At 73.6% G+C, this 21,419-nt stretch carries 21 protein-coding genes; 7 read left to right on the top strand and 14 right to left on the bottom strand.

The features are described from left to right. Positions 1-2: 2 nt before the first annotated feature. The gene (locus ACZ51D_RS12795) at positions 3-662 is read right to left on the bottom strand and encodes a response regulator transcription factor (RefSeq protein WP_465620678.1); all 660 of its coding nucleotides are present in this window, start codon (positions 660-662) and stop codon (positions 3-5) included. 106 nt (positions 663-768) lie between these two features. Then, the gene (locus tag ACZ51D_RS12790) at positions 769-2,040 is read right to left on the bottom strand and encodes a sensor histidine kinase (protein ID WP_465662219.1); all 1,272 of its coding nucleotides are present in this window, start codon (positions 2,038-2,040) and stop codon (positions 769-771) included. Between the two features lie 235 nt (positions 2,041-2,275). Between ACZ51D_RS12790 and ACZ51D_RS12785 the strand changes: the two genes are divergently transcribed. Genes ACZ51D_RS12785 through ACZ51D_RS12775 form a run of 3 tightly spaced genes read left to right on the top strand, consistent with a single transcriptional unit; the run spans position 2,276 to position 4,715 of the window. After that, positions 2,276-3,193, top strand: coding sequence for an ABC transporter ATP-binding protein (locus ACZ51D_RS12785; RefSeq protein WP_465620682.1), 918 nt, complete (start codon positions 2,276-2,278; stop codon positions 3,191-3,193). Beyond that, positions 3,190-3,936, top strand: coding sequence for a hypothetical protein (locus ACZ51D_RS12780; RefSeq protein ID WP_465620684.1), 747 nt, complete (start codon positions 3,190-3,192; stop codon positions 3,934-3,936). The genes ACZ51D_RS12785 and ACZ51D_RS12780 overlap by 4 nt, the downstream gene beginning before the upstream one ends. A gap of 29 nt (positions 3,937-3,965) precedes the next feature. Further along, the gene (locus tag ACZ51D_RS12775) at positions 3,966-4,715 is read left to right on the top strand and encodes a hypothetical protein (protein WP_465620685.1); all 750 of its coding nucleotides are present in this window, start codon (positions 3,966-3,968) and stop codon (positions 4,713-4,715) included. Positions 4,716-4,913: 198 nt separating this feature from the next. Here the strand turns inward: ACZ51D_RS12775 and ACZ51D_RS12770 are convergent, their stop codons facing one another. Further along, positions 4,914-6,053 (bottom strand): helix-turn-helix domain-containing protein, encoded by a 1,140-nt coding sequence (locus tag ACZ51D_RS12770; RefSeq protein WP_360490177.1) that lies wholly within the window; start codon positions 6,051-6,053, stop codon positions 4,914-4,916. Between the two features lie 87 nt (positions 6,054-6,140). Here ACZ51D_RS12770 and ACZ51D_RS12765 point away from each other — a divergent pair, with 87 nt between their 5' ends. Both ACZ51D_RS12765 and ACZ51D_RS12760 read left to right on the top strand, forming a co-directional pair. Beyond that, the gene (locus ACZ51D_RS12765) at positions 6,141-7,196 is read left to right on the top strand and encodes a ferredoxin reductase (protein WP_465662217.1); all 1,056 of its coding nucleotides are present in this window, start codon (positions 6,141-6,143) and stop codon (positions 7,194-7,196) included. A 7-nt stretch (positions 7,197-7,203) separates the two neighbouring features. Next, positions 7,204-8,322 carry a fatty acid desaturase family protein gene (locus ACZ51D_RS12760; RefSeq protein ID WP_465620689.1) on the top strand — a complete coding sequence of 373 codons (1,119 nt, stop codon included), beginning with the start codon at positions 7,204-7,206 and terminating at the stop codon, positions 8,320-8,322. Between the two features lie 33 nt (positions 8,323-8,355). Here the strand turns inward: ACZ51D_RS12760 and ACZ51D_RS12755 are convergent, their stop codons facing one another. The 3 genes from ACZ51D_RS12755 to ACZ51D_RS12745 all read right to left on the bottom strand — a co-directional run bounded on the left by ACZ51D_RS12755 (position 8,356) and on the right by ACZ51D_RS12745 (position 10,810). Further along, complete coding sequence (locus tag ACZ51D_RS12755; protein ID WP_465620691.1) at positions 8,356-9,156, bottom strand: aminoacyl-tRNA hydrolase; 801 nt, start codon at positions 9,154-9,156, stop codon at positions 8,356-8,358. Positions 9,157-9,257: 101 nt separating this feature from the next. Beyond that, positions 9,258-9,782 (bottom strand): hypothetical protein, encoded by a 525-nt coding sequence (locus tag ACZ51D_RS12750; protein ID WP_465620693.1) that lies wholly within the window; start codon positions 9,780-9,782, stop codon positions 9,258-9,260. A gap of 98 nt (positions 9,783-9,880) precedes the next feature. Next, entirely contained in the window at positions 9,881-10,810 is a 930-nt protein-coding gene (locus ACZ51D_RS12745) for a hypothetical protein (RefSeq protein ID WP_360490188.1), read from the bottom strand. Between the two features lie 124 nt (positions 10,811-10,934). Here ACZ51D_RS12745 and ACZ51D_RS12740 point away from each other — a divergent pair, with 124 nt between their 5' ends. Further along, positions 10,935-11,306, top strand: coding sequence for a YbjQ family protein (locus tag ACZ51D_RS12740; protein WP_465620695.1), 372 nt, complete (start codon positions 10,935-10,937; stop codon positions 11,304-11,306). An 84-nt stretch (positions 11,307-11,390) separates the two neighbouring features. Beyond that, complete coding sequence (locus ACZ51D_RS12735) at positions 11,391-12,602, top strand: NAD(P)-binding domain-containing protein (protein ID WP_465662215.1); 1,212 nt, start codon at positions 11,391-11,393, stop codon at positions 12,600-12,602. A gap of 68 nt (positions 12,603-12,670) precedes the next feature. Here the strand turns inward: ACZ51D_RS12735 and paaE are convergent, their stop codons facing one another. The 8 genes from paaE to ACZ51D_RS12695 all read right to left on the bottom strand — a co-directional run bounded on the left by paaE (position 12,671) and on the right by ACZ51D_RS12695 (position 21,284). Then, entirely contained in the window at positions 12,671-13,813 is a 1,143-nt protein-coding gene (gene paaE / locus ACZ51D_RS12730) for a 1,2-phenylacetyl-CoA epoxidase subunit PaaE (protein ID WP_360490194.1), read from the bottom strand. Then, positions 13,814-14,362 (bottom strand): PaaD-like zinc ribbon domain-containing protein, encoded by a 549-nt coding sequence (locus tag ACZ51D_RS12725; RefSeq protein WP_465662352.1) that lies wholly within the window; start codon positions 14,360-14,362, stop codon positions 13,814-13,816. A gap of 176 nt (positions 14,363-14,538) precedes the next feature. Beyond that, positions 14,539-15,465, bottom strand: a complete 927-nt coding sequence (paaC, locus tag ACZ51D_RS12720) for a 1,2-phenylacetyl-CoA epoxidase subunit PaaC (protein WP_465620699.1) — start codon at positions 15,463-15,465, stop codon at positions 14,539-14,541. Between the two features lie 13 nt (positions 15,466-15,478). Then, on the bottom strand, positions 15,479-15,796 hold the full coding sequence (gene paaB, locus ACZ51D_RS12715) for a 1,2-phenylacetyl-CoA epoxidase subunit PaaB (RefSeq protein WP_465662213.1): 318 nt from the start codon (positions 15,794-15,796) through the stop codon (positions 15,479-15,481). Then, positions 15,793-16,809, bottom strand: coding sequence for a 1,2-phenylacetyl-CoA epoxidase subunit PaaA (paaA, locus tag ACZ51D_RS12710; RefSeq protein WP_360490200.1), 1,017 nt, complete (start codon positions 16,807-16,809; stop codon positions 15,793-15,795). The genes paaB and paaA overlap by 4 nt, the downstream gene beginning before the upstream one ends. 305 nt (positions 16,810-17,114) lie before the next feature. Beyond that, positions 17,115-18,536 (bottom strand): M20 family metallopeptidase, encoded by a 1,422-nt coding sequence (locus ACZ51D_RS12705; protein ID WP_465662211.1) that lies wholly within the window; start codon positions 18,534-18,536, stop codon positions 17,115-17,117. Between the two features lie 757 nt (positions 18,537-19,293). Then, on the bottom strand, positions 19,294-19,953 hold the full coding sequence (locus ACZ51D_RS12700; RefSeq protein WP_465662209.1) for a response regulator: 660 nt from the start codon (positions 19,951-19,953) through the stop codon (positions 19,294-19,296). Between the two features lie 80 nt (positions 19,954-20,033). After that, positions 20,034-21,284 (bottom strand): sensor histidine kinase, encoded by a 1,251-nt coding sequence (locus ACZ51D_RS12695; RefSeq protein ID WP_465662207.1) that lies wholly within the window; start codon positions 21,282-21,284, stop codon positions 20,034-20,036. Positions 21,285-21,419: the final 135 nt, after the last annotated feature.

The following is a 21,419-nucleotide window of genomic DNA, read 5'->3' as shown; positions in this document are numbered from 1 at the left end:
GACTACTCCGACGGCTCGACGAACCCCGACTCGTACGCGGCGATCACCGCCTGGGTGCGGTCGCGCGCACCCAGCTTCGCCAGCACGCTGCTGACGTGCGTCTTCACCGTCTGCACACCGAGGAACAGCTGCTCGGCGATCTCCCCGTTGCTGAGGCCCCGGGCGACCAGCCGCAGCACCTCCGCCTCCCGCTCGGTCAACGCCGCCCGCTCCATGGCGGCGCGGGCGGTCGGGTTGCCGTGCCCGGCGGCCAGGCGGCGGATCGCGGCCGGGAACAGCAGCGACTCACCCGCCGCCGCCAGCCGTACCGCGTGGGCGATCTCGGCCGCGCGGGAGCGCTTGAGCAGGAAGCCGTCGGCGCCCGCACGCAGCGCCTGGTAGACGTAGTCGTCGTTCTCGAAGGTGGTCACGACCAGAATCCGCGGCGGCCGCTCCCCCGGGGCGACGGGGCGCAGCAGCTCACGGGTGGCCGCCAGTCCGTCCATCACGGGCATCCGGACGTCCATCAGCACGACGTGCGGGCGCAGTTCACGCGCCAGGGCGACCGCCTCCGCGCCGTCGGCCGCCTCGCCGACGACCCGCAGGTCGCCCTGCGCCTCCAGGACGGCCCGCATGCCGGCCCGGACCAGCTCCTCGTCGTCGGCGAGCAGGATGTCCGTCATCCCCGTAGCGCCCCCGGCCATCCCCCGCGCACCCCCGGTCATCCCGCGCACATCTCCGGCCATCCCCGCGCACCCCCGCTCGGGCTGTCCGCCACAAGATCGTTCGTCACGAGCCCAAGCGTAGGGGCAGCCGGACGGTCAGCACCCACTCCCCGCTCCCGTCCTCCGCCGCCCCAGCCGTCGACTCCCCGCCGAGCAGCGTGGCGCGCTCGCGGATGCCGCGCAGGCCCTTGCCGCCCTTGCGCGCCCCGCCTGCCGCCGTCCGCACCCCGCCCACCGAGGGCCTCGCCCCGCCGCCGGGCAGCCGGCTGGCGCAGCGCAGCTCCAACTGCCCGGCCCGTACGGCGATCCGGACGTCGACCGGTTCGCCGGGCGCGTACTTGAGCGCATTGGTGACCCCTTCCTGGACGATCCGGTACGACTCGCGGGAGAGCACCCCGGGCAGCGCGCCCACCGGCACGTCGATCCGCGCCTCGACCGGGCTGCCGGCCGCGCGGGCGGTGTCGAAGAGTGCGGGCAGCTGGTCGATGCCGGGCTGTTCGGTGGCCACGCCGTTCGCCCCGGCCGGGGTTTCGCGCAGCAGGACGAGGGTGCGTTCGAGGTCCTCCATGGCCTGGCGCCCGGTCTCCTCGATGACTTCGAGCGCCCTGGCGACGAAGGCCGGGTCCCTGACCTCGCGCGCCGCGCCGGCCTGAAGGACCGTCACCGTCAGTGCGTGGCCGATCGAATCGTGCAGTTCGCGCGCCAACCGGTTGCGCTCCAGCAGTCGTTCGGCCCGCAGCTCCGCCTCCGCCAGCCGCTCCGCCGGGGACGGGCCCAGCAGTCTTACCGCCAGGGCGAGTTGGAGTCGGCCCGCGCACACCAGGAACCAGCCGAAGCCGAGCACCAGCAGCGGGAGGAGCGGGAGGTACCGGAGCGCGTCCGGGCCGGTCAGCCGACCGTAGGCCGCGGCCAGGCCGAGGGCCATCGCGAACCCGACCACCGAACCGAGCGCGACCCGCCCGACCAGCCAGCCGGCCGTCCGCCGCCGGTCGGCCCAGCTGCGGGAGGGGTCGATGGCGATGTCCTCCTCGCGGTCGGGCACCAGCAGCAGCCGGGCCTGCACCCCCTCGGCGCGCCGCGCCGCCGGCACGAGGGCGACCACCACCAGCAGCACGGTGTCCGACGTGACACTCGCCATCAGGATCTCGCCGAGGCCCTTGTGGTACGTCCCCGGATAGATCATCAGGACGACGCCCGCGAAGATCCACCCGACCAGCAGGTGCACCAGCCGCGCGTACGTGGCGCCGGCCAGCAGCGGCGCGAGAAACCTGGGTACGGCCGTCGTGGATACACCGTTCCCGGGCGCGCGGGCCTTGAGCGCTGCGATCTTGGGCATCCGGCCATCCTGCCAGGTCAACCATGCCGCCGGGCTCCCGCACCGGTCGCCCGCGATCTCCCTCCGAGGAGGGAGGCGGATCCCCGCCCCGGCGGGATCCGCCGCACCCGCCCCCTCCGGTCGAATGGAACCACCGACGGACACCACCGCCGGACACCACCGCCGGGGACCGCCGACGGACACCACCGCCGGACACGACCGGCGCAGACCGCAGCCCGAGGAGGGGAAGGCGACCGTGATCGAGATCCAGGGCCTGACCAAGGAGTACGACGGCCGACGCGTCGTCGACGAGCTGACCTTCGAGGTCCGACCCGGCGTGGTGACCGGCTTCCTCGGCCCGAACGGCGCCGGCAAGAGCACCACCATGCGCCTGGTCCTCGGCCTCGACCGCCCCACCGCCGGCCGCGCCCTGATCGACGGCCGCCCGTACACCGAACTCGCCGACCCGCTGCGCCGGGTGGGCGCGCTGCTGGACGCCCAGGCCCTGCACGGCGGGCGGACCGCCCGGGGCCACCTGCGCTGGCTCGCCGCGAGCAACGGGCTGCCGGAGCGCCGGGTCGGCGAGGTGCTCGCCCAGGTCGGCCTGGCGGACGCGGCCGGGCGCCGGATCCGGAGCTTCTCGCTCGGCATGCGCCAGCGCCTCGGCGTGGCCGCCGCACTGCTCGGCGACCCGCCGGTCCTGATGCTGGACGAGCCGGTCAACGGCCTCGACCCCGAAGGCATCCGCTGGATCCGCACCCTGCTGCGCGACCTGGCCGCCGAGGGCCGGGCGGTACTGGTCTCCTCCCACCTGATGACCGAAATGGCCCTCACCGCCGACCACTTGGTGGTGATCGGCCGCGGCCGGCTGCTCGCCGACGCCGCGACCTCCGACTTCATCGACCGCCACGGACGCACCCGGATCCGGGTGCGGGCCGTCGACCCGACCAAGCTGGCCGCCCTGCTCGGCGGCACCGGCCATGACCTCGACGCCACCGAAGTCGACGGCGGCGCCTGGGAGGTGAGCGGCGCCGAGCCCGAGCGGATCGCCGCGCTCGCCGCGGCCAACGGCGTGGTGCTGTACGAGATCGCCGTCCAACAGGACTCACTGGAGGAGGCGTTCATGCGGATGACCGCGGACAGCGTCGAGTACCGGGCGGAGGCCGCCGTATGAGGTCGGCCGCCTTCGGCGCCTTCCGCGCCGAACGGGTCAAGCTCTCCACCCTCCGCTCGCTCTGGGTCACCCCGCTGCTCGCCCTCCTGCTCACCGCCGGGGCCACCACGGCCGTCGGCGCGGCCCTCGGCGGCAGGGACCGCAACATCACCGACGACCCGAGCATCGGCGTCTTCTACGGGCTCAACTTCGGTCAGGCGGCGCTGGCTTGCTTCGGCATCCTGCTGATCGGCCAGGAGTTCAACACCCGGATGATCGACGTTTCGCTCACCGCCGTGCCCCGACGCGGCCGACTGTACGGCGCCAAGCTGGCGCTGGGCGGGCTGGTCGGCCTGGTCGTCGGCGCCGTCGGGACGGCGGGCGCGTTCGCCGGGTACGCGGCCACCGTCCCCGGCGCCTGGGACGGCCCGCCCCTCGTCCGCAGCGCCGTCGCCGGTGTGCTCTACCAGGCGCTACTGGTGGTGTTCTGCCTCGGAGTGACCACCGCGCTCGGCAACCTCACCGCCGCCATGGGGCTGCTGGTCCCGACCGTCTTCCTGCTCTCGCCGCTGCTCAGCGGCGTGCCCGGGATCCGCCGGGTGGTCCGGTTCCTGCCCGACCGGGCCGGCCAGTACGCGCTGCGGTACGTCGACGACCCGCAGGTCGGGTACGGCCACTGGACCGGACTGCTGATCATGGCGCTCTGGACGGCGCTGGCGGCGTACGGCGGCCTGCGGGCGATGCGCCGTAGCCCCACCAAGTAACCCCGGATGAACGGGAGATGGGAGAGACCGTGAGCACGCTTTCCGGCGCCCTGCGCGCCGAACGGATCAAGTTCACCACCCTGCCCTCGCAGTGGGCGGCCCCGCTGGTCGCACTGGCGCTGACCGTCGGCATCACGGCGGCGGTCAACGCCGCCTACGGGGCGAAGGACCACACCCCCGGAGCGGACCCGGCCGGCGGGATCTTCTACGGGCTGCTGTTCGGCCACGTCGCCGTGGCCTGCTTCGGAATCCTGCTGATCGGGCCGGAGTTCAACACCCGCATGATCGGCAGCTCGCTCACCGCCGTCCCGCGACGCGGTCGGCTCTACGGCGCCAAGCTCGCGCTCGGCGCCGGGCTGGGCCTGCTGCTCGGGTTGGTCTCCACGGCGGGATCGTTCCTGGCCGTCGACGCCACCGCCGGCCTGGACTTCTCCACCCCGGGCCTGACCCGAAGCTTCCTCGCCGGTGTCCTGTACCACCCGATGATGGTGTTGATCTGCCTCGGACTGACCACCATGCTGGGCAACTTCAGCGCCGCACTCGGCCTGCTCACCCCGATGGTCTTCCTCGGCACCACATGGCTGGCCGCCATCCCCGGCGTCCGCGAGGTCGGCCAGTTCCTGCCCGACCGGGCCGGCCTGTACGCGATGCGCACCCAGCCGGAGCCGGGCGTCCACTACGGGCACTGGACCGGGTTGCTGATCATGGCGCTCTGGACGGCGCTGGCGGTCCTCGGCGGCCTGCGGGCGATGCGCCGGTACGAGGCGTCGGGCGGGTAACGGCAGACAGCGAACAGATGACAGGGTTCAGCTTTCAGATTTCGAAATCTGTCATCTGTCTGCTGTTCGCTGTTCGCTGTTCGCTGTTCGCTGCCATCCGCCAGCCGCCACAGCGCCGGGTGCCGCGATCACCGTGCAGCCGCCCGGGGCGATCTCCCTGTACGGGGGTCCTTGCTGGTCGCACAAGAGATCAAGGGCCTAACTGACCCGAAGACCCACCGCCAGGGTCAGTTCAAGGACCCGGTGCGGCGATGCGAGATCCGGAAACAGCTCCCGCAGCTGCGACATCCGGTACCGGACTGTCTGGGGATGGACGAACAACGCCGCCGCCACCTCGTCCCGCCTGCCCTGGTGCAGCAGCCACGCCCGCAAGGTCTCCTCCAGCCGCCGTGCGGTCGCGGCAGGCAAGGTCCGCAACGGTGCGAGGGCTCGGGCACGCAGGTCTGCGAACGCGTCCACGTCGGCGCTCAGCACCAGCTCGGGAAGGTGGTCCTCGGTGTCGCGAATATCAGAGGAGAGGGAGCGCGCGCGTGCGGCTCGTGCGTACGAGGCGGACGCACGAGTCCATGGCCGTGCCGGACCGACCACGGCGGTGCGGTCGGTCAGCTGCCGCAAGAGGTGTGATCGGTCGGCATCGGGGACGAGCAGCACACCGGTGGCGTCCGGCAGATCGTCGAGGACGAGAGTGCTCGGGTCGAGCGCGCGGTAGGCGGGCCGGGCCTGGGCGGCGGGCAGCAGGACGGCGGTCAGCGAAACCGGGGGCTGCCACCCGGCCCGTTGAGCAGAGGCCAGCAACACGTCCGGGCTCGCGCCGGCGAGGAGGTCGCGGGCCAGGTGTTCCAGGTGGCGCTCGTGGGCCCTGCCCCGGGCGGCCAGTTCGTCGGCATGGCCCGCGGCGCTCGCGGCGGAGAGCTCGTCGATGTAGGCGAAGGTCAGCTCGGCGAACTTGGCGACCTCGGCGGCGGGCAGACCCGCGGGTACGGCACCCGCTGCCAGGCATCGCCAGGCCACGCGGGCGCCGACGCGGTAGGCACTGAGCAGGGCGTCCATCGAACGGCCGTCGCGCACCTCGCCGCGGCCCAGCTCGTAGGCTGCGTCACCGGCGTCGCCACCCGTGGCGTTCCCGCTCGCGAGGTCCAGGTAGTGCCCCAGGGCGGTGCGGACGGCTCGGCGGATGGTGCCGCCCATGCGGCCCGAAAGGGCGTTGGCATAGGGAGGGACCTCGTCAATGATCGCCTCGACGACCTCGTCGGCGGTGGCCGTCAGCACAGCCCGAAGCGCGGTGACCGTCGTCTCATCCAGGACCAGCTCGCTGGCCCTCAGGATTGCATGGCTCACGTTTTTGTTCCCTGCGAACAATTCAGCCGACCAGATTTACGTCCTATGGTCAGGACTTTACGCCCTGAGGCGCAGCAAGCTGGAGTCATGACGAGTGCAGCCCTCCGCAGCAGGGCGTGGAAACTGCTGGAGATGGTCACGACGCCGCTGCTGCCGTCGGACTACCTCGACCTGGTCAGCCCGCTGCGTGCGGGCGCGGACCTGCGTGGGCGCATCGAGGCCGTGCACCCCGAGACGGGTGACGCCGCGACCATCGTGATCAGGCCGGGACGGGGCTGGCGCGGCCACACGGCCGGTCAGTACGTGCGGATCGGGGTCGACGTCGACGGGAGGCGCCTGTGGCGTGCCTACTCCATCACCTCGCCGACAAACCGCCAGGACGGCCGCATCACGATCACCGTGAAGGCGATCCCGGACGGCAAGGTCAGCAACCACCTGGTCCGCAGGGCGACACCGGGCACGCTGATCCAGCTCGACCAGCCGACCGGTGACTTCGTGCTGCCGCAGGCCACGCCCGCCAAGGTGCTCTACCTGACGGCCGGCAGCGGCATCACGCCCGTGATGGGCATGCTGCGCGACATCGAGTTGGACGACGTCGTCATGGTCCACTGCGCGCCGCAGCCGCAAGACGTGATCTTCCGCGGCGAACTGCACAGCCTGGTCGCGGACAAGAAGCTGCGCCTCACCGAGGTGCACACCAACCAAGGCGGCAGGCTCGACATCGCCCGTCTCGGCGAACTCGTGCCCGACTGGGCCGAGCGCGAGACCTGGGCCTGCGGGCCCGCGGGCCTGCTCGACGCCGCAGAGGAGCACTGGACCGAGCACGGCGTCCGAGAGCGTCTGCGCACCGAACGGTTCCGCCCCCGCATCGTCGTCACCGGCGACGGCGGCGAGGTCACGTTCAGCGCCACCGGCAAGACCGTCGACGCGGACGGCGCCACGCCGTTGCTGGACGTCGGCGAGGAAGCCGGCGTGCTGATGCCCTCCGGGTGCCGTATGGGCATCTGCTTCGGCTGCGTCACGCCGCTCAAGGCGGGCGCCGTCCGCGACCTGCGCACCGGCGAGATCACCGAGGCCGAACCGGGCGTCCTCATCCAGACCTGCGTGTCCGCCGCGGCGGGCCCCTGCGACATCGAACGGTAGAGGCACCTTGACCGCCATCGACCCCACCGCCCACCTGACCGCGGAGCAGATCGAGGAGCTCGGCCGCGAGCTGGACGCGATCCGCGACGAGGTGATCGCCGATCGCGGCGAGAAGGACGCCGCCTACATCCGCAAGGTCATCTCGGCGCAGCGCAAGCTCGAGCTGGCCAGCAGGGGCGTGCTGCTGTTCTCGATCTTCCCGCCCGCGTGGCTGCTCGGCACCGCCGGTCTGTCCGTGGCGAAGATCATGGACAACATGGAGATCGGCCACAACATCCTGCACGGCCAGTGGGACTGGATGCGGGACCCGAAGATCCACTCCACCACCTGGGAGTGGGATCACGTCTCGCCGTCCGAGCAGTGGAAGCACTCGCACAACGAGCTGCACCACACGTACACCAACGTGATCGGCAAGGACAACGACCTCGGCTACGGCATCATGCGCGTCGACGAGGACCAGAAGTGGCACCCGTTCCACCTCGGCCAGCCGCTGTGGAACCTCGTCAACGCCTGCTTCTTCGAGTACGGCATCGCGGCGTACGACCTGGAGCTCGGCAAGAACCTGCACAAGCGCCGCCGCAGGAACCCGGAGTTCCGCGCGCGGGCCAAGGCCGTGGGCCGCAAGATCCGCAAGCAGGTGCTCAAGGACTACGTGATCCACCCGCTGCTGTCGGGCCCGTCGTTCCTCACCACGCTGGCCGCCACGTTCACCGCGAACCTGGTCCGCAACATCTGGACCCACTCGGTGATCATGTGCGGGCACTTCCCCGAGGGTGTCCAGGTCTTCGAGCGCCGGTCGATCAAGGGCGAGACGCGCGGCCAGTGGTACCTGCGCCAGATGATGGGCTCGGCGAACATCAGCGGCAGCAGGGCCATGCACTTCATGACCGGCAACCTGTCGCACCAGATCGAGCACCACCTGTTCCCGGACCTGCCGAGCAACCGGTACGCCGAGGTCGCGGTGAAGGTGCGCGCGCTGTTCGAGAAGTACGAGCTGGAGTACGTCACCGGACCGTTGCCGAAGCAGGTGTTCTCCGCGTGGCGCAAGGTCTTCCGGCTCTCGCTGCCGAACAAGAAGCCCAAGGTCACGACGCCGGACCGGGAGCAGGAACTCGTCGCGGCCTGATCCCCGGTACCGGTTCTCCGGGTGACGACGCGTTCACGAACGCCGAAGGCGCGGGGTGGGGCAGTAGCGCTCGCCTCCTTCGACTGCAACAGTCGGCCCGGGGGCGATCTCGGTGAAGCCCGCGTCCCGGACCACCGGCAGCCCGCTGCGGAGGAGTTCCTCCCACGCCTCGGGCTCGGCCGTCCGCACCGCCAGCGCGAAGCCGGACTCCGCCCACTCCTTGCGCTGCGTCTCGTCCAGCTCCCACCACGCGAGCTGGGCGGCGTGTCCGGTCTGGGCCATGGTCTTGCCCGCGCTCATCTCCAGCTCCGGGTTGAGCCACAGCACCGGCAGCCCCGGCTCGGGCGCGCCGACCTCGGCGGTCTCCTCCAGGTCCGTCCCGGAGACCTGCAACTTGGCGAGTTCCTTCGGCCAGCCGTCCAGCGGGATCGGCGGGAACACCCGCACCTCCGCCTCCCGCCCCCGCACCGTGATGCCCGGCAGCTCCCCGGCCCGGCGCCACTCCCCGCCACGGGCCCGCCGGACCACCTTGCGGATCCGGGCGTCCTCCCAGGCCGCGACCCGCTCGGCCCACTCGCCGTCCGCCTCGGTCACCCGCGGGTCGGCCAGCAGGGTGAGCACCGCCCGGGCCGAGGTCTCCAGCGCGTCCGTCCGCCCCGGCGGGGTGGCCCGCTCCAGTCGGACGAGCAGCGGCAGCACGTACTGCGGCCGCGCGTCACGACCCTCGGGGGCCGGGGATTCGCCGGAGCCCGCGTCAGTTGCGGAAGGCGAGGCAGGTGAGGCAGGCGAGGAAACCGGGGGAACGGAAGCCGGGGCATCGAACGGAGAAGTCACCCGTCCAGCATGCCAGCCCCACCCGGCCCGGCTCGGCCCACCCCGTCCGGCCCGCTTTCGGCCCCCTTTCGGCCCGCTTTCGGCCCCGGTTCAGCCCCCGTTCAGCGCAGCCGCTGCCGCAGCTCGTCCACGGCCGCCCGGATGCCCGCGCTGTAGGCGTCCTCGGGCAGCGCGTCCAGGCTGCGCACGGCCTGATCCAACTGTTCGCGCGCGAGGTCTGGCTCGCCGAGCTTGAGGTGGTCGGAGGCCAGGTTGAGGTGCAGCGAGGGGTAGAAGGCGCGTACCTGGAGGGCCGGTTCGTAGGTCCGGGCGCGCTCGGCGGTCAGCGAGTCGGCGGCGGCCAGCGCCCGCCGGTCCCATTCCAGCTCGGCCTGCGGGTCGTCCTGAAGATCGGCCAGATAGTGCGCCAGCACGCAGCGGTGGAAGACGTCCTGGTCCCCGAGCTCCTCCCAGAGCGCCTCGAAGCCGGCCCGCGCCTCGGCCGTCTGCCCGCGCTGGGCCGCCCGTACGCCGTCCAGCCCGAGCGCGATCCGGTCCAGTGCCCGATCGTCGCCACCGGCCAGGGGTTCGCCGGCCCGGCCGGAACCAGTCGAGGACACCTCACGCATATCAGGCACATCGGACATGCCCGCAGCCTAGCCGCCCGGCCGGCGACCCGCCCCACCCGATCACAGACCCGCCCCGGCCGTCCGGCGCCCAGTCCCGGCCGTCCCATCCGCTCCGGTCAGCGCCGGTAGCCGCGCTGCGGGTCTCGCTCCTCCGCGTCCTCGTACATCAGGAACCAGCCCTCCGGGTGCGTGGCCGCCAGCAGCGCCTCCGTCCGCTGTTCCGCACCGAGCTCGGGGTCACCGTCGTCGGGCCCGTAGACGCCGAACAGCTCGTCGTTGCAGCCGTCCCAGTCGTAGTCGTAGAGATCGGCCGGGAGGTCGCCCATCATGTCGGCCACCGACTCGGGCTGCGCACCGAGCAGTGCCCGGGCGTCCACCAGCGCCATCCGCAGCCCGATCTCCTCCGCCAGGCAGCGCGGCAGCGGCCATTCGCCGAGCGCGAGGTCGTCGGCCAAGTCGTCGAAGGCCCGGGCGATCGCCCGGCGCCAGGCCACGTGCATCCGCCAGGTGCGCTGGGGCAGGCGGGCGAAGACCGTCCAGTCGATGTCCTCGCCGTCGGCGACCGCCTCGTCCCCGTGCTCGTCGAGGTCGTCGTAGGCGGCGTCGGCCAGGCCGAGCAGCTGGGCGTGGAGCAGGCAGGCGGTGCGCGGGGTGAGCGTCCAGTCCGCGCCCGCGCCGCCGTCCTCGTCGTCGCTCTCCAGCGGGAAGAGTTCGGCGAAGTCCGGCGTGAAGTCCTCGGTCACGCTGATCTCCAGCGTGCCGCCGATCGCCTCGACCCCGGGGATGGCGGCCACCAACCGGTCCGGGTGCAGCAGCGCGCCGAGCGCCGCGTTGGCGTCCTCGGCGACCTCGCGCAGCAGTTCACGGCGCTGGCCGGCCGGGTCGATGCCCCCGAAGTCCAGCTCCTCGACGACCCTGATCGCGGCCGCGCGCAGGGCCGGCCAGTCGGTGATCCGCAGGCCCAGCACCACCGTCGCCTCGATCTCCTGCGCACCGGAGTCCTCCGCCGCGCCCGGCCCCTGTGGATGATCGCTTCGCTCGCCCATGGGGCTACGGTACGGCTTTTCGGCCGCCCGATCACCGGTCCGGCCCAGCTTCCGGCAGCCTTCTCGGCCACCGCCCGGCCCAGCCTCGGTCACTCGGACGCATGACATTGGCAGGATGCGTCCCATGGCTGACATCAATGAGTACGGCGGCGGGCAGGGCCCGAACGCCGATGTCCTGGTCGTGACCACCAATGACATCCCCGGCTTCCGGGTCGATCACGTGATCGGCGAGGTCTTCGGGCTGACCGTCCGCAGCCGCCACGTCGGCAGCCAGATCGGTGCCGGTCTGAAGTCGCTGATCGGCGGCGAGCTGCGCGGTCTGACGAAGACCCTGGTCGAGAGCCGCAACGAGGCGATGCAGCGGCTGGTGGAGCAGACCAGGGCGCGCGGCGGCAACGCCGTCCTGATGATGCGCTTCGACGTGACGGAGGCGGCGGACGTCGGCACCGAGGTCTGCGCCTACGGCACCGCCGCGCTGATCTCCCCGATCGGCTGAAACCCGGTCCCGCCCGCCCACGGGAGCAGCGGGTACAAGCACGAACGGCGGGAACAGTCGCCGGGCCCCCGATGTTTCACGGGCGTGACTGTTTACGGTGCAACAACCTTCGGCGCGACGGACGCCGCGCCGCAGCGCGTGGACGTCCTGGTGGTGGGCGCCGGGCAGGCGGGCCTGTCCGCCGCCTACCACCTGCGCCGCCGCGGCTTCGCCCCCCACCGGGCGGGCACCGACGGCGGCTTCGTCGTGCTCGACGCCGACGCCGAGCCCGGCGGCGCCTGGGCGCACCGCTCACCGTCCCTGCGGATGGCCACCGTGCACGGTTTCCACGACCTCCCGGACGCCGAACTCCCGCCGGCCGACCCCGAGGCGCCCGCACGCGAGGTGGTGCCGGGGTACTTCGCGGCGTACGAGGCCCGGCACGCGCTCCCGGTCGTACGCCCGGTCGCGGTGCGCGCCGTACACGCCGAGTCCGAGCGCCCCGACTCCCGGCTGCTGGTGGAGACCGACCGCGGCGCCTGGTCCACCCGCGCGCTGATCAACGCCACCGGCACCTGGACCCGACCCTTCCTCCCGCACTACCCGGGCCACTTCGCCGGGCGCCGGCTGCACTACGCCGACTACCGCGGCCCCGAGGAGTTCACGGGCAAGCGCGTCCTGGTGGTGGGCGGCGGCGCCTCGGCGATCCAGGTGCTGTCCGAGGTGGCGGCGGTCGGCGAGACGGTCTGGGTCACCCGCTCCGAACCCGTCTACCACGAAGGGCCGTTCACTCCTGAGTACGGGCGCGCGGTGGTCGCCAAGGTCGAGGAGCGGGTCCGGCAGGGGCTGCCGGTGCGCAGCGTGGTGAGCGTGACCGGGCTGGGCCCGTCCGTCGCCTACCGGCGCGCCGAGGAGCTGGGCGCGCTGCACCGCAGGCCGATGTTCGACCGCCTCACCGAGCGCGGAGTCGCGTGGGGTGACGAGGAGCTGGCGGTGGACGCGATCGTCTGGGCCACCGGCTTCCGCCCCGAGGTCGGTCACCTCGCCCCGCTCGGGCTGCGCTCCCCCGGCGGCGGCATCGCGCTCACCGGCACCCGCGCCACCGCCGATCCGCGCGTCCACCTGGTCGGCTACGGCCCCTCTGCCAGCACCGTCGGCGCCAACCGGGCCGGGCGCGCGGCCGTCAACGACCTGGTCAAGCTGCTCGGCGACCCGGCGGAACAGCCCGCGCCGGCGGAGCAGCCCGACCCTGCGAAACAGCCCGGCCCGGCGATGCAGCCCGACCCGGTGGAGCAGCCCGTGCCGGCGGCGGTCTGACCGTCCCCGGAGCGTCGTCTGACGCTTGACCACCCGGCCGCCGCCGGATCACCCGCCGACCGCGGGGCTCAGCGGTCGTAGTCCACCGTCACCCGGTCGGTGAGCGGGCGGGCCTGGCAGGTGAGGACGTAACCGGCGGCCAGTTCCTTCTCCTCCAGGGCGAAGTTGCGGCGCATCTCCACCTCGCCCTCGGTGACCAGGGCGCGGCAGGTGCCGCAGACCCCGCCCTTGCAGGCGAACGGCAGGTCGGGGCGGGAGCGCTGGGCGCCGTCCAGGATCGAGCGGTCGCGCGGGAGGGAGAGGGCGCTGCCCCGGCCGTCGAGGACGAGGGTGACCTCGCTGTGCTCACCGGGCCCGCCGGCGGACGAGGCGTCCGTGCGGTCCCAGTCCTCGTCGCGCTCCGGGAGCGGCTCGTCCTCGGCGTGGAACAGCTCCTGGTGCACCCGCTCGCCCGGGACGTCCAGCTCGGCGAGCAGTTCCTTCGCCCCGGTGACCATGCCGAACGGGCCGCACAGCCACCAGTGCCCGACGCTCCCGACATCCACCAGCGCCGCCAGCAGCGCCCGCACCCGCTCCGGGTCCAGGCGTCCGCTGAGCAGCTCGGCGTCCCTGGTCTCCCGGGAGAGCACGTGGACCAGCTGGAAGCGGCCGAGGTAGCGGTCCTTCAGGTCGGCGAGCTCGTCCGCGAACATCACGGTGTCGCTGCGCCGGTTGCCGTAGAGCAGGGTGACGGTGGAGCGGCGGTCGGCGGCCAGCACCGAGCCGGCGATCGACAGCATCGGGGTGATGCCGGAGCCGGCCGCGAGCAGCACGTGGTCGGCGGGGACGCCGAGTTCGGGGGTGAAGAGGCCCGACGGCGTCAGGACCTCCACCTCCTCGCCGGACCGGGCCTCGCGCACCAGCCAGCGCGAGAACAGCCCGCCCGGCACCTCCCGGACGGCGATCCGCAGCGGGCCGCCGACGGGGGCGCAGATGGAGTACGAGCGGCGCTCGTCCGCGCCGTCCACCAGCTTGCGCAGCGTCAGGGTCTGCCCGGGGCGGAAGGCGAACGCCTCCGTCAGCTCGTCCGGCACCTCGAAGGTCACCGCCACGGCGTCCTCGCAGAGCCGCTCCACCCGGTCGATCCGCAGCCGGTGGAAGGTGGGGCGGCGGGCCGGGCGGATGCCGGTCGCCGGGGTGTCGGCGGAGGCGGGCGAGACGGCGGCGGGCATTCAGATCTCCTTGACGCGTTCGAAGGGCTCCCGGCAGGCGCGGCAGCGCCAGAGCGCCTTGCAGGCGGTGGAGCCGAAGCGGGACAGCTCCTCCGTCTCCGTCGCACCGCAGAGCGGGCACGGCACGGGGGCCAGGGCAACGGCTGCGGTACGGGTCGCGACTGCGGTACCGGTCGCGGCGATGGCGGCTCCGGCGAGGGTCTCGGCTCCGGTACGGGTCTCGGCTCCGGCGCGGGTCGGGCCGAGGGCGAGCAGGACCGGTCCGGCCGCGCGGACGGCGGAGGTCGGACGCGGCGGGGCGATCCCGGCCTCGGCGAGTTTGCGGCGGCCCTCGGCGGTGATCAGGTCGGTGGACCACGGCGGGTCCAGCCGCAGCCGCACCCGGACCTCCCGGTACCCGGCGGCGCGCAGCCGGCGGTCCACGTCGGCGGCCATCTCGGCGACGGCGGGGCAACCCGAGTAGGTCGGGGTCAGCCAGGCGGTGACCGCACCGGTGCCACCGTCCACCTCGACGTCGGCCAGGACGCCGAGGTCGGCCAGGGTGAGCATGGGCAGCTCCGGGTCCGGGACGGCCGCGGCGACCGCCCAGGCCGGGTCGCGGGTGGTGCCCACGGTCGCCAGGCCGACGGTTTCCACCACCGCGTCCTCCGTCACCACGTCGTCCACCAGCACGTCGCCCACCAGCGCGTCGTCCACCACCGCGTGTTCCGTCACCACGTCGTCCGTCACCACGTCGCCCCCGGGTGTGCGCGGGCCAGCACCTGCAGCTCGGCGAGCAGCGGGCCGAGGGCCTCGGTGTGCACGCCGTCCCGGCCGGCCAGGCCGAGGACGGTGGCCAGCGGCGGCACGTCCGGCACGGTCAGCCCGGCCTCGGCGAGGACGGCGGCGAGCGAGCGCAGCACGGGTTCGCGCAGGGTCGCCGGGTCGACGCCCACCCGCAGCTCCACCGGGTGGGCCGTGAACAGCTCCTCCAGCAGCGGCCAGACGGCGTCCAGCCCGGCCTGCATCCGCTCGGCGGAGTACGGCGTGCCGTCGCCCAGGCGCAGGGTCCACGCGGTGGCGTACTCGCGGTGGTACGCCAGCTCCTTGACGCCCCGGGCCGCGACCGCCGCCAGCACCGGGTCGGGGTGCGCGCTCAGCGCCTCGTACAGGGCGCCTCGCGCGGTGGCGAACAGCAGCAGCCGGGCGATCGAGTACGCGAAGTCGCCGTTCGGCGTCTCCACCAGCCGGACGTTGCGGAACTCGCGGTCCTCGCGCCAGTACGCGAGGTCGTCCTCGGTGCGGCCGGAACCGTCCGCCTGGCCGGCCCGGGTCAGCAGCAGGCGGGACTGGCCGAGCAGGTCGAGGCCCAGGTTGGCGAGCGCGACCTCCTCCTCCAGCTCGGGCGCCCGGGTGCACCACTCGATCAGCCGCTGGGAGAGGACCAGGGCGTCGTCGCCGAGCATCTGGCAGTAGGCGGCCAGGTCCGTGCCGTCGATCCCGGCGGGCAGGGTGGTGTCCACGCCGAGCAGCGGGTCGGCGAAGCCCGTCCCGTACGCCCAGCGGCCCTCGCCCTCGGGGCCGGGGGCCGCCTCGGTGAGGCTGAGGTAGACGTGGTCGTCGTGGTCGGCGCCGGTGGCGGCGTGTCCCTGCGTGGCGGTGTGGTCCTGCATGGCGGTTCCCCCGTCAGATGTGCGGGACATCCTCGGGGATGTCGTAGAAGGTCGGGTGGCGGTAGACCTTGTCGCCGCTGGGCTCGAAGAACGGGTCGCGCTCGTCCGGGGTGGAGGCGGTGATCGCGTCCGAGCGGACCACCCACAGGCTGACGCCCTCGTTGCGGCGGGTGTAGAGGTCGCGGGCGGCGAGCAGGGCCATCCGGTCGTCGGCCGCGTGCAGCGAGCCGACGTGGACGTGGTTCAGCCCGCGCCGGGGGCGCACGAACACCTCGTACAGCGGCCAGCCGGCCGTGGGCGCGGCCGTGGAGTCGGCCTTGGGCTCGGTCACTTTCCGTTCTCCTGTTCGGTGGCGTGCTGTTCGGCGTGCTGCTCGGCGGTGCGGGCGGACTGCTCCGCGGCGCGCTTGGCGGCGTAGGCGACGGCCGCTTCGCGGACCCAGGCGCCGTCCTCGTGGGCGGCGCGGCGGCGGTCGATCCGCTGGGCGTTGCAGGGGCCCTGGCCGCGGATGACCCGGTTCAGCTCGGACCAGTCCGGCTCGCCGAAGTCCCAGCCGCCGCGCTCCTCGTTCCAGCTCAGCTCGGGGTCGGGGAGGGTGACGCCCAGGTGCTCGGCCTGCGGGACGGTCATGTCGACGAAGCGCTGCCGCAGCTCGTCGTTGCTGTGCCGCTTGATCCGCCAGGCCATCGAGCGGGCGGTGTTCGGCGAGTCCGCGTCCGAGGGGCCGAACATCATCAGCGACGGCCACCACCAGCGGTCCACGGCGTCCTGGACCATCCGGCGCTGGGCCTCGGTGCCGCGCATCAGCGTCATCAGGAGCTCGTAGCCCTGGCGCTGGTGGAAGGACTCCTCCTTGCAGATCCGCACCATCGCGCGGGCGTACGGGCCGTAGCTGCAGCGGCAGAGCGGGACCTGGTTGCAGATCGCCGCGCCGTCCACCAGCCAGCCGATCACGCCGACGTCGGCGAACGTGAGGGTCGGGTAGTTGAAGATCGAGGAGTACTTCTGGCGGCCGGAGATCAGCTTCTCGGTGAGCTCGGCGCGGTCGATGCCGAGGGTCTCGGCGGCGGCGTAGAGGTAGAGGCCGTGGCCGGCCTCGTCCTGGGCCTTGGCGAGCAGGATGGCCTTGCGGCGCAGCGAGGGGGCCCGGGTGAGCCAGTTGCCCTCGGGCTGCATGCCGATGATCTCGGAGTGGGCGTGCTGGGCGATCTGCCGGATCAGGGTGGCCCGGTAGGCGTCGGGCATCCAGTCCCTGGGCTCGATCCGTTGCTCGGCGGCGATGACCGCCTCGAACCGGTCCTCCGGCGTCTGCGCGGGGACCGCCTCGGCCACCTCTGCTGTCACCACAGTCCCCTCTCGTGTCCTGCGCTGTCGGTCTGCCCGGGCTCGGGCGCCAACCGACTGACCGTTCGGTCGGTACCATTCTGCGCGGCGGGGCAGAGGGATGGCAAGGCGCGAGACAGATAACAGCTGACAGATTTCGAAATCTGTCAGCTGTTATCTGTCTTCCGTCATCTGTGATCTGTGATCTGTGATCTGTGATCTGTTCGCCGCCAGCCGCCGACCGCCCGCTGCCGACAGTCAGCCGTCAGCGGCTACCTGTTCGCAGTCGGCCGCGACTCGTCCGCCGTCAGCGGCCCACCGTCCGCTCACCCCTCCGCGCGGTCGCGCAGTCGCGGCAGCGGTACGGCCAGGAGCGCCGCCAGCAGGGCGATCCGGGGGGCGAGCTGGTCCAGCCGGATGTGCTCGTGCCGGGCATGGGCCCCGGCGCCCACCGCGCCGAAGCCGTCCAGGGTCGGAAGCCCCCGCGAGCCCGGCAGGTTGGTGTCCCCCGCCCCGCCCGCCGGGGCGCCGTCCACCTGCTGCCCGAGCACCGCGGCGAGCGAACGCACGTGCCGCAGCAGTGGGTTGCCCGTCCGCTCAGGCCACGCCGGACGGCTGGACAGCACCTCGGTCCGCACCCGGGCACCCGGGCGCAGCGCGGTGAGCCGGGCGAGGTGGTCGAGCGTACGGCGCTGCGCCTCGGCGGTGGAGAACCGCAGGCCGAGCTCGGCCTCGGCTCGTCCCGCTATCACGTTGGCCCGCGAACCACCGCTGATCCGACCGGCGTTGAGCTCCGTACCGGGCTGGCCCGCGAGGCCGCGGACGGCCACAAGCTGGTCCACCAGCTCGTCGACCGCCGACACCCCGTCGTGGGCGTCGTTGCCCGCGTGCGCCTCGCGCCCGGTCACGGTGAGCCGGACCCGCGTGCTGCCGCGCCGCGCGGTCTTCAGCCGGCCGTCGGGGTGCGGCGGCTCCAGCCCCAGCACTGCGGCGGCGCCGCGCAGTTGGCGCTCGACCAGGCGCCGCCCGTCCGGGCTGCCGACCTCCTCGTCGGAGACCACGACCAGGCGCAGGGCCCGGTGCGGCCGCTCCCCCAGGTCCGCGAGCAGCGCCAACGCGCCTTCCAGGATGGCGAGTCCGCCCTTCATGTCGACCACGCCGGGGCCGGTCAGCAGGCCGTCCTGCTCGGTGACCGGCCAGTCCGCCAGGGTGCCGACCGGCCAGACGGTGTCATGGTGGCCGACGATCAGCAGGTGCGGCAGGGACTCGTCCCGCCCCTCCCACTCCAGAACGAGGTGGTCACCGGCCGGACCGGGTTCGCGGCGGGCCGTGGCACCGGTGGCGCGGAAGCCGGCGGCCAACTCCTCGGCGAGGGCGTCGAGTCGGGGGGCGTCCCCGCTGGGTGACTCGATCCGGGCCAGGTCGGCGCAGCGGCGTCGGACGGCGCCGGCGAGGGTACGGGCGCGGGCGCTGAGTGCCTGCGGCAGACCGGGCAGCGCCGCGGTGACCGGGGCGTTCGCGGCGGCGGTGGCAGCGGTGGCAGCGGCAACGGCGGTGCCAACGGCGGCAGGCGCGGGGTTCGCGGTGGCGGCCGACGTCGGGGCTGCGGTGGTGGTGGCTGCCGCGGTGGTGGTGACGGCTGCGGCGAGGGCTTCGCCGTCGGCGGCGGCGGGGACGGAGGCCTGGGTTCTGTCGGGTTCCGCGGCGGCATCCGGCGCGGCGGGCGAGCCGACGATCTGGGGACTCAACGCTCGCCTCCGCGGCCGCCGCCGGTATTCAGCGGCCGGGCCGGCCGACCGCTCCCACCCGGGTACCAGCCCCGGCCGGACCGCGCCGTGCGGCCGGGATGATCGGCGGCCCGCCGGAACGGCCCGTCTGGCCCAAGTGTGGTGGAACGGCTGGGCGGCGTGCTTGGCATTGCGTTCTCCTCGCTCGATCCGGTGGCCCCGGTCCGCCCGGAGCCCCGTGGACGGCGGCCTCCTGACGGCGGGCGCAGTGACCCGACCACCGCAGGGAAGCCGAGATGTGAGCCTAGAAGAACCGTTCGGCTTCCTGCGAGGTGGCCCTGCTCCCAGCGTGCCGGTACCGGGCCCAGCCTCGGACACCCGTCGGGGAACGGCGGCGGGCGCGCGGCACGCGGGCCTGGATCGGCGCGCGGGCGCGGTCGCCGGATCGCGCCCATCTCCACCATGGACCCGCCTCCCGGGTTCGGCAGCGCAAACCGCCAAGGCACGGCATTTCCACGCCGGATGGGTGACAGCGGCTCAGCCCGCGGTACGAACCGGGAGCACGCGACGGCTCAGGGAAGCCCGCTCCGACGGCCGCCCTGACTCCGGGGGAACATCCGGGGAATACCCGCGTGAACACCGGTCGATGTCATGCCCCGACGAGCCCCTGCCGTGCGCCGTCCTCGACCGCTCCGTCGCCGCTGGGCCGCCGAAGGGCCGCCCGCACCGCCGAGGGACCGCCGGTGCGCCGCCGCTGGGGGCGGCACAGCCGCCGCCCTCAGACGCCGTCCCCGACCAGCCCGGCATCGCGTGCCAGCAGCGCGGCCTGGACCCGGTTGCCGACGCCGAGCCCGGTCAGGATCCGGCTGACGTGCGCCTTGACGGTGCTCTCCCGCATCCCCAGGACGCCCGCTATCTCGGCGTTGGAAAGCCCGTCGGCGAGTTCGCGCAGCACGTCGGTCTCGCGCGGAGTGAGCCCGGCGACCCGGCCGCGGGCGGCCACCGACCGGGGGGCGCCGCCACGGTGGTAGCGGTCGATCAGGCGTCGCGCGGCCGCCGGGTGCAGCATCCCCTGGCCGCCCGCGACGACATGCACGGCCCGGGCGATCTCGGCGGGCGGGGTGTCCTTGAGCAGGAAGCCGTCGGCCCCGGCGGCGAGCGCTTGGTACACGTACTCGTCCAGGTCGAAGGTGGTGAGCGCGATCACCCGCGGGGCGTCGGGCAGTTCGCGCAGGCGGCGGGTGGCGGCGATGCCGTCGAGCCGGGGCATCCGGATGTCCATCAGCGCGACGTCGATCCGCCGACTCCCGGCGAGTTCGACGGCCTGGAGCCCGTCGGCGGCCTCGGCGACCACGGTGAGCACCGGGTCCTGGGCGAGCAGGTCGACCAGACCGAGGCGAACCAGCGGGTCGTCGTCGACCACCATCGTACGGATCATGCGCTCTCCTTCGGCTGCTGCGTCGGTTGCGGTGTCGGTTGCGGTGTCGGCTGCTGGAACTGATCGGGCCGCTCGGGCCGCTACGGCTGGATCGGTTGCTGCCGCTGGACCGGCCGCAGCGAGCGGACCGGCCCGGGTAACCGGGCGGAGAGCCGGAAGCCGCCGCTGCCGTCCGGGCCCGCGTCGAAGTGACCGCCGAGCGCGCCGACCCGTTCGCTCAACCCCACGAGGCCGTACCCGCCGCCCGTGCCCGGACCGTCCGGCGGCGCCTCACCCGGGCCGTTGCGGACCTCGACGGTGGTCGCCGGCTCCCCGTAGCCGACCCGGACGGTAACCGGCGCGGCGGGCGCGTACTTGCGGGCGTTGGTCAGCGCCTCCTGGACCAGGCGGTGCACGGCCAGCCGGTGGGTGGTCGGGACGGTCTCCGGGTCGCCGGCGGTGGCCAGTTCGACCTGCTGCCCGGCCTGGACCGCCTCGCCGACGAGCTCGGTGAGGTCGCGCAGGGCGGGCCCCGCGACGGGCCCGGCCCCGCTCGGCCGGGACGGCTCGCCCTCGCCCTCGCCCTCGCCCTGGGCGTCGGGTCGGGTCGGCGGCTCGGCGCGCAGCGCTCCCAGGACGTCCCGCAGGTCGTCGAGCGAGCTGGCGGCGGTGGTGCGCAGCAGTTCGAGCCGGTGGGTGAGCCGGTCCTGGTCGGCGGCGACGGTACCCGCCCGGGCCTGGTCGCGCAGCACGCCGGCGTGCAGCACCAGCAAGCTGAGGCGGTGGGCCAGCACGTCGTGCATCTCCCGTGCGATCCGGGCGCGTTCGGTGGCCCGGGCCTGTTCGGCGCGCAACTCGCGCTCGCGGCGCAGCGCGTCGACCTGCTCGTGCAGGGTGCGGATCAGCACCCGTCTGCCGTGCAGCCACAGGCCGACCGACAAGGTGGCTGCCTGGACAAGGAGTTGGGAGCCGGTGGTGCCGGCCCAGCCGACCAGCGACTGCGCGCCGGACGCGCTGACCACCGCGATGACCGTGCCCCCGGCCGCCGCCGGGCCGGTCCGGCCGAGGTAGGCGAGGTGGAAGACGCTGAACAGACCGGGGAAGGCCCGGTTGAACAGCCCGGCGGTGAGCACCGGCAGTACGGCGGAGGCGACCGGGGAACGGCGGGCGAAGAGCAGCGAGAGCGAGGCGAGCGCGGCCACGACCGTACGCGGCACGCGCAGCGGGCCGTCCGCGTGGAGCCACTGGACCAGGGACTCCTCGGCGGCGAGGGCGAGCAGGCCGAACAGCAGCAACGTGTCGGTCCAGGGCCGACGGTCCGGGCCGTACCAGCCGAGCAGGCTCCTGCGCATCGGGCTCCTCCTCTCCTCGTTCCGCGGTTCGTTCGCCGTTCCCTCCGCCCTCCGCCTCCGCCTTCCGCCCTGCGGTCCGTCGGGCACAAGCGCGGACGCGGGCGCGGACACGGACGGACACGGACACGGGCTCGA

The sequence above is a fragment of the Kitasatospora sp. NPDC033851 genome, from assembly GCF_055576085.1.
Note: the sequence above shows the minus strand (reverse complement) of the source record. Positions and strands in the feature narration are given on the sequence as shown.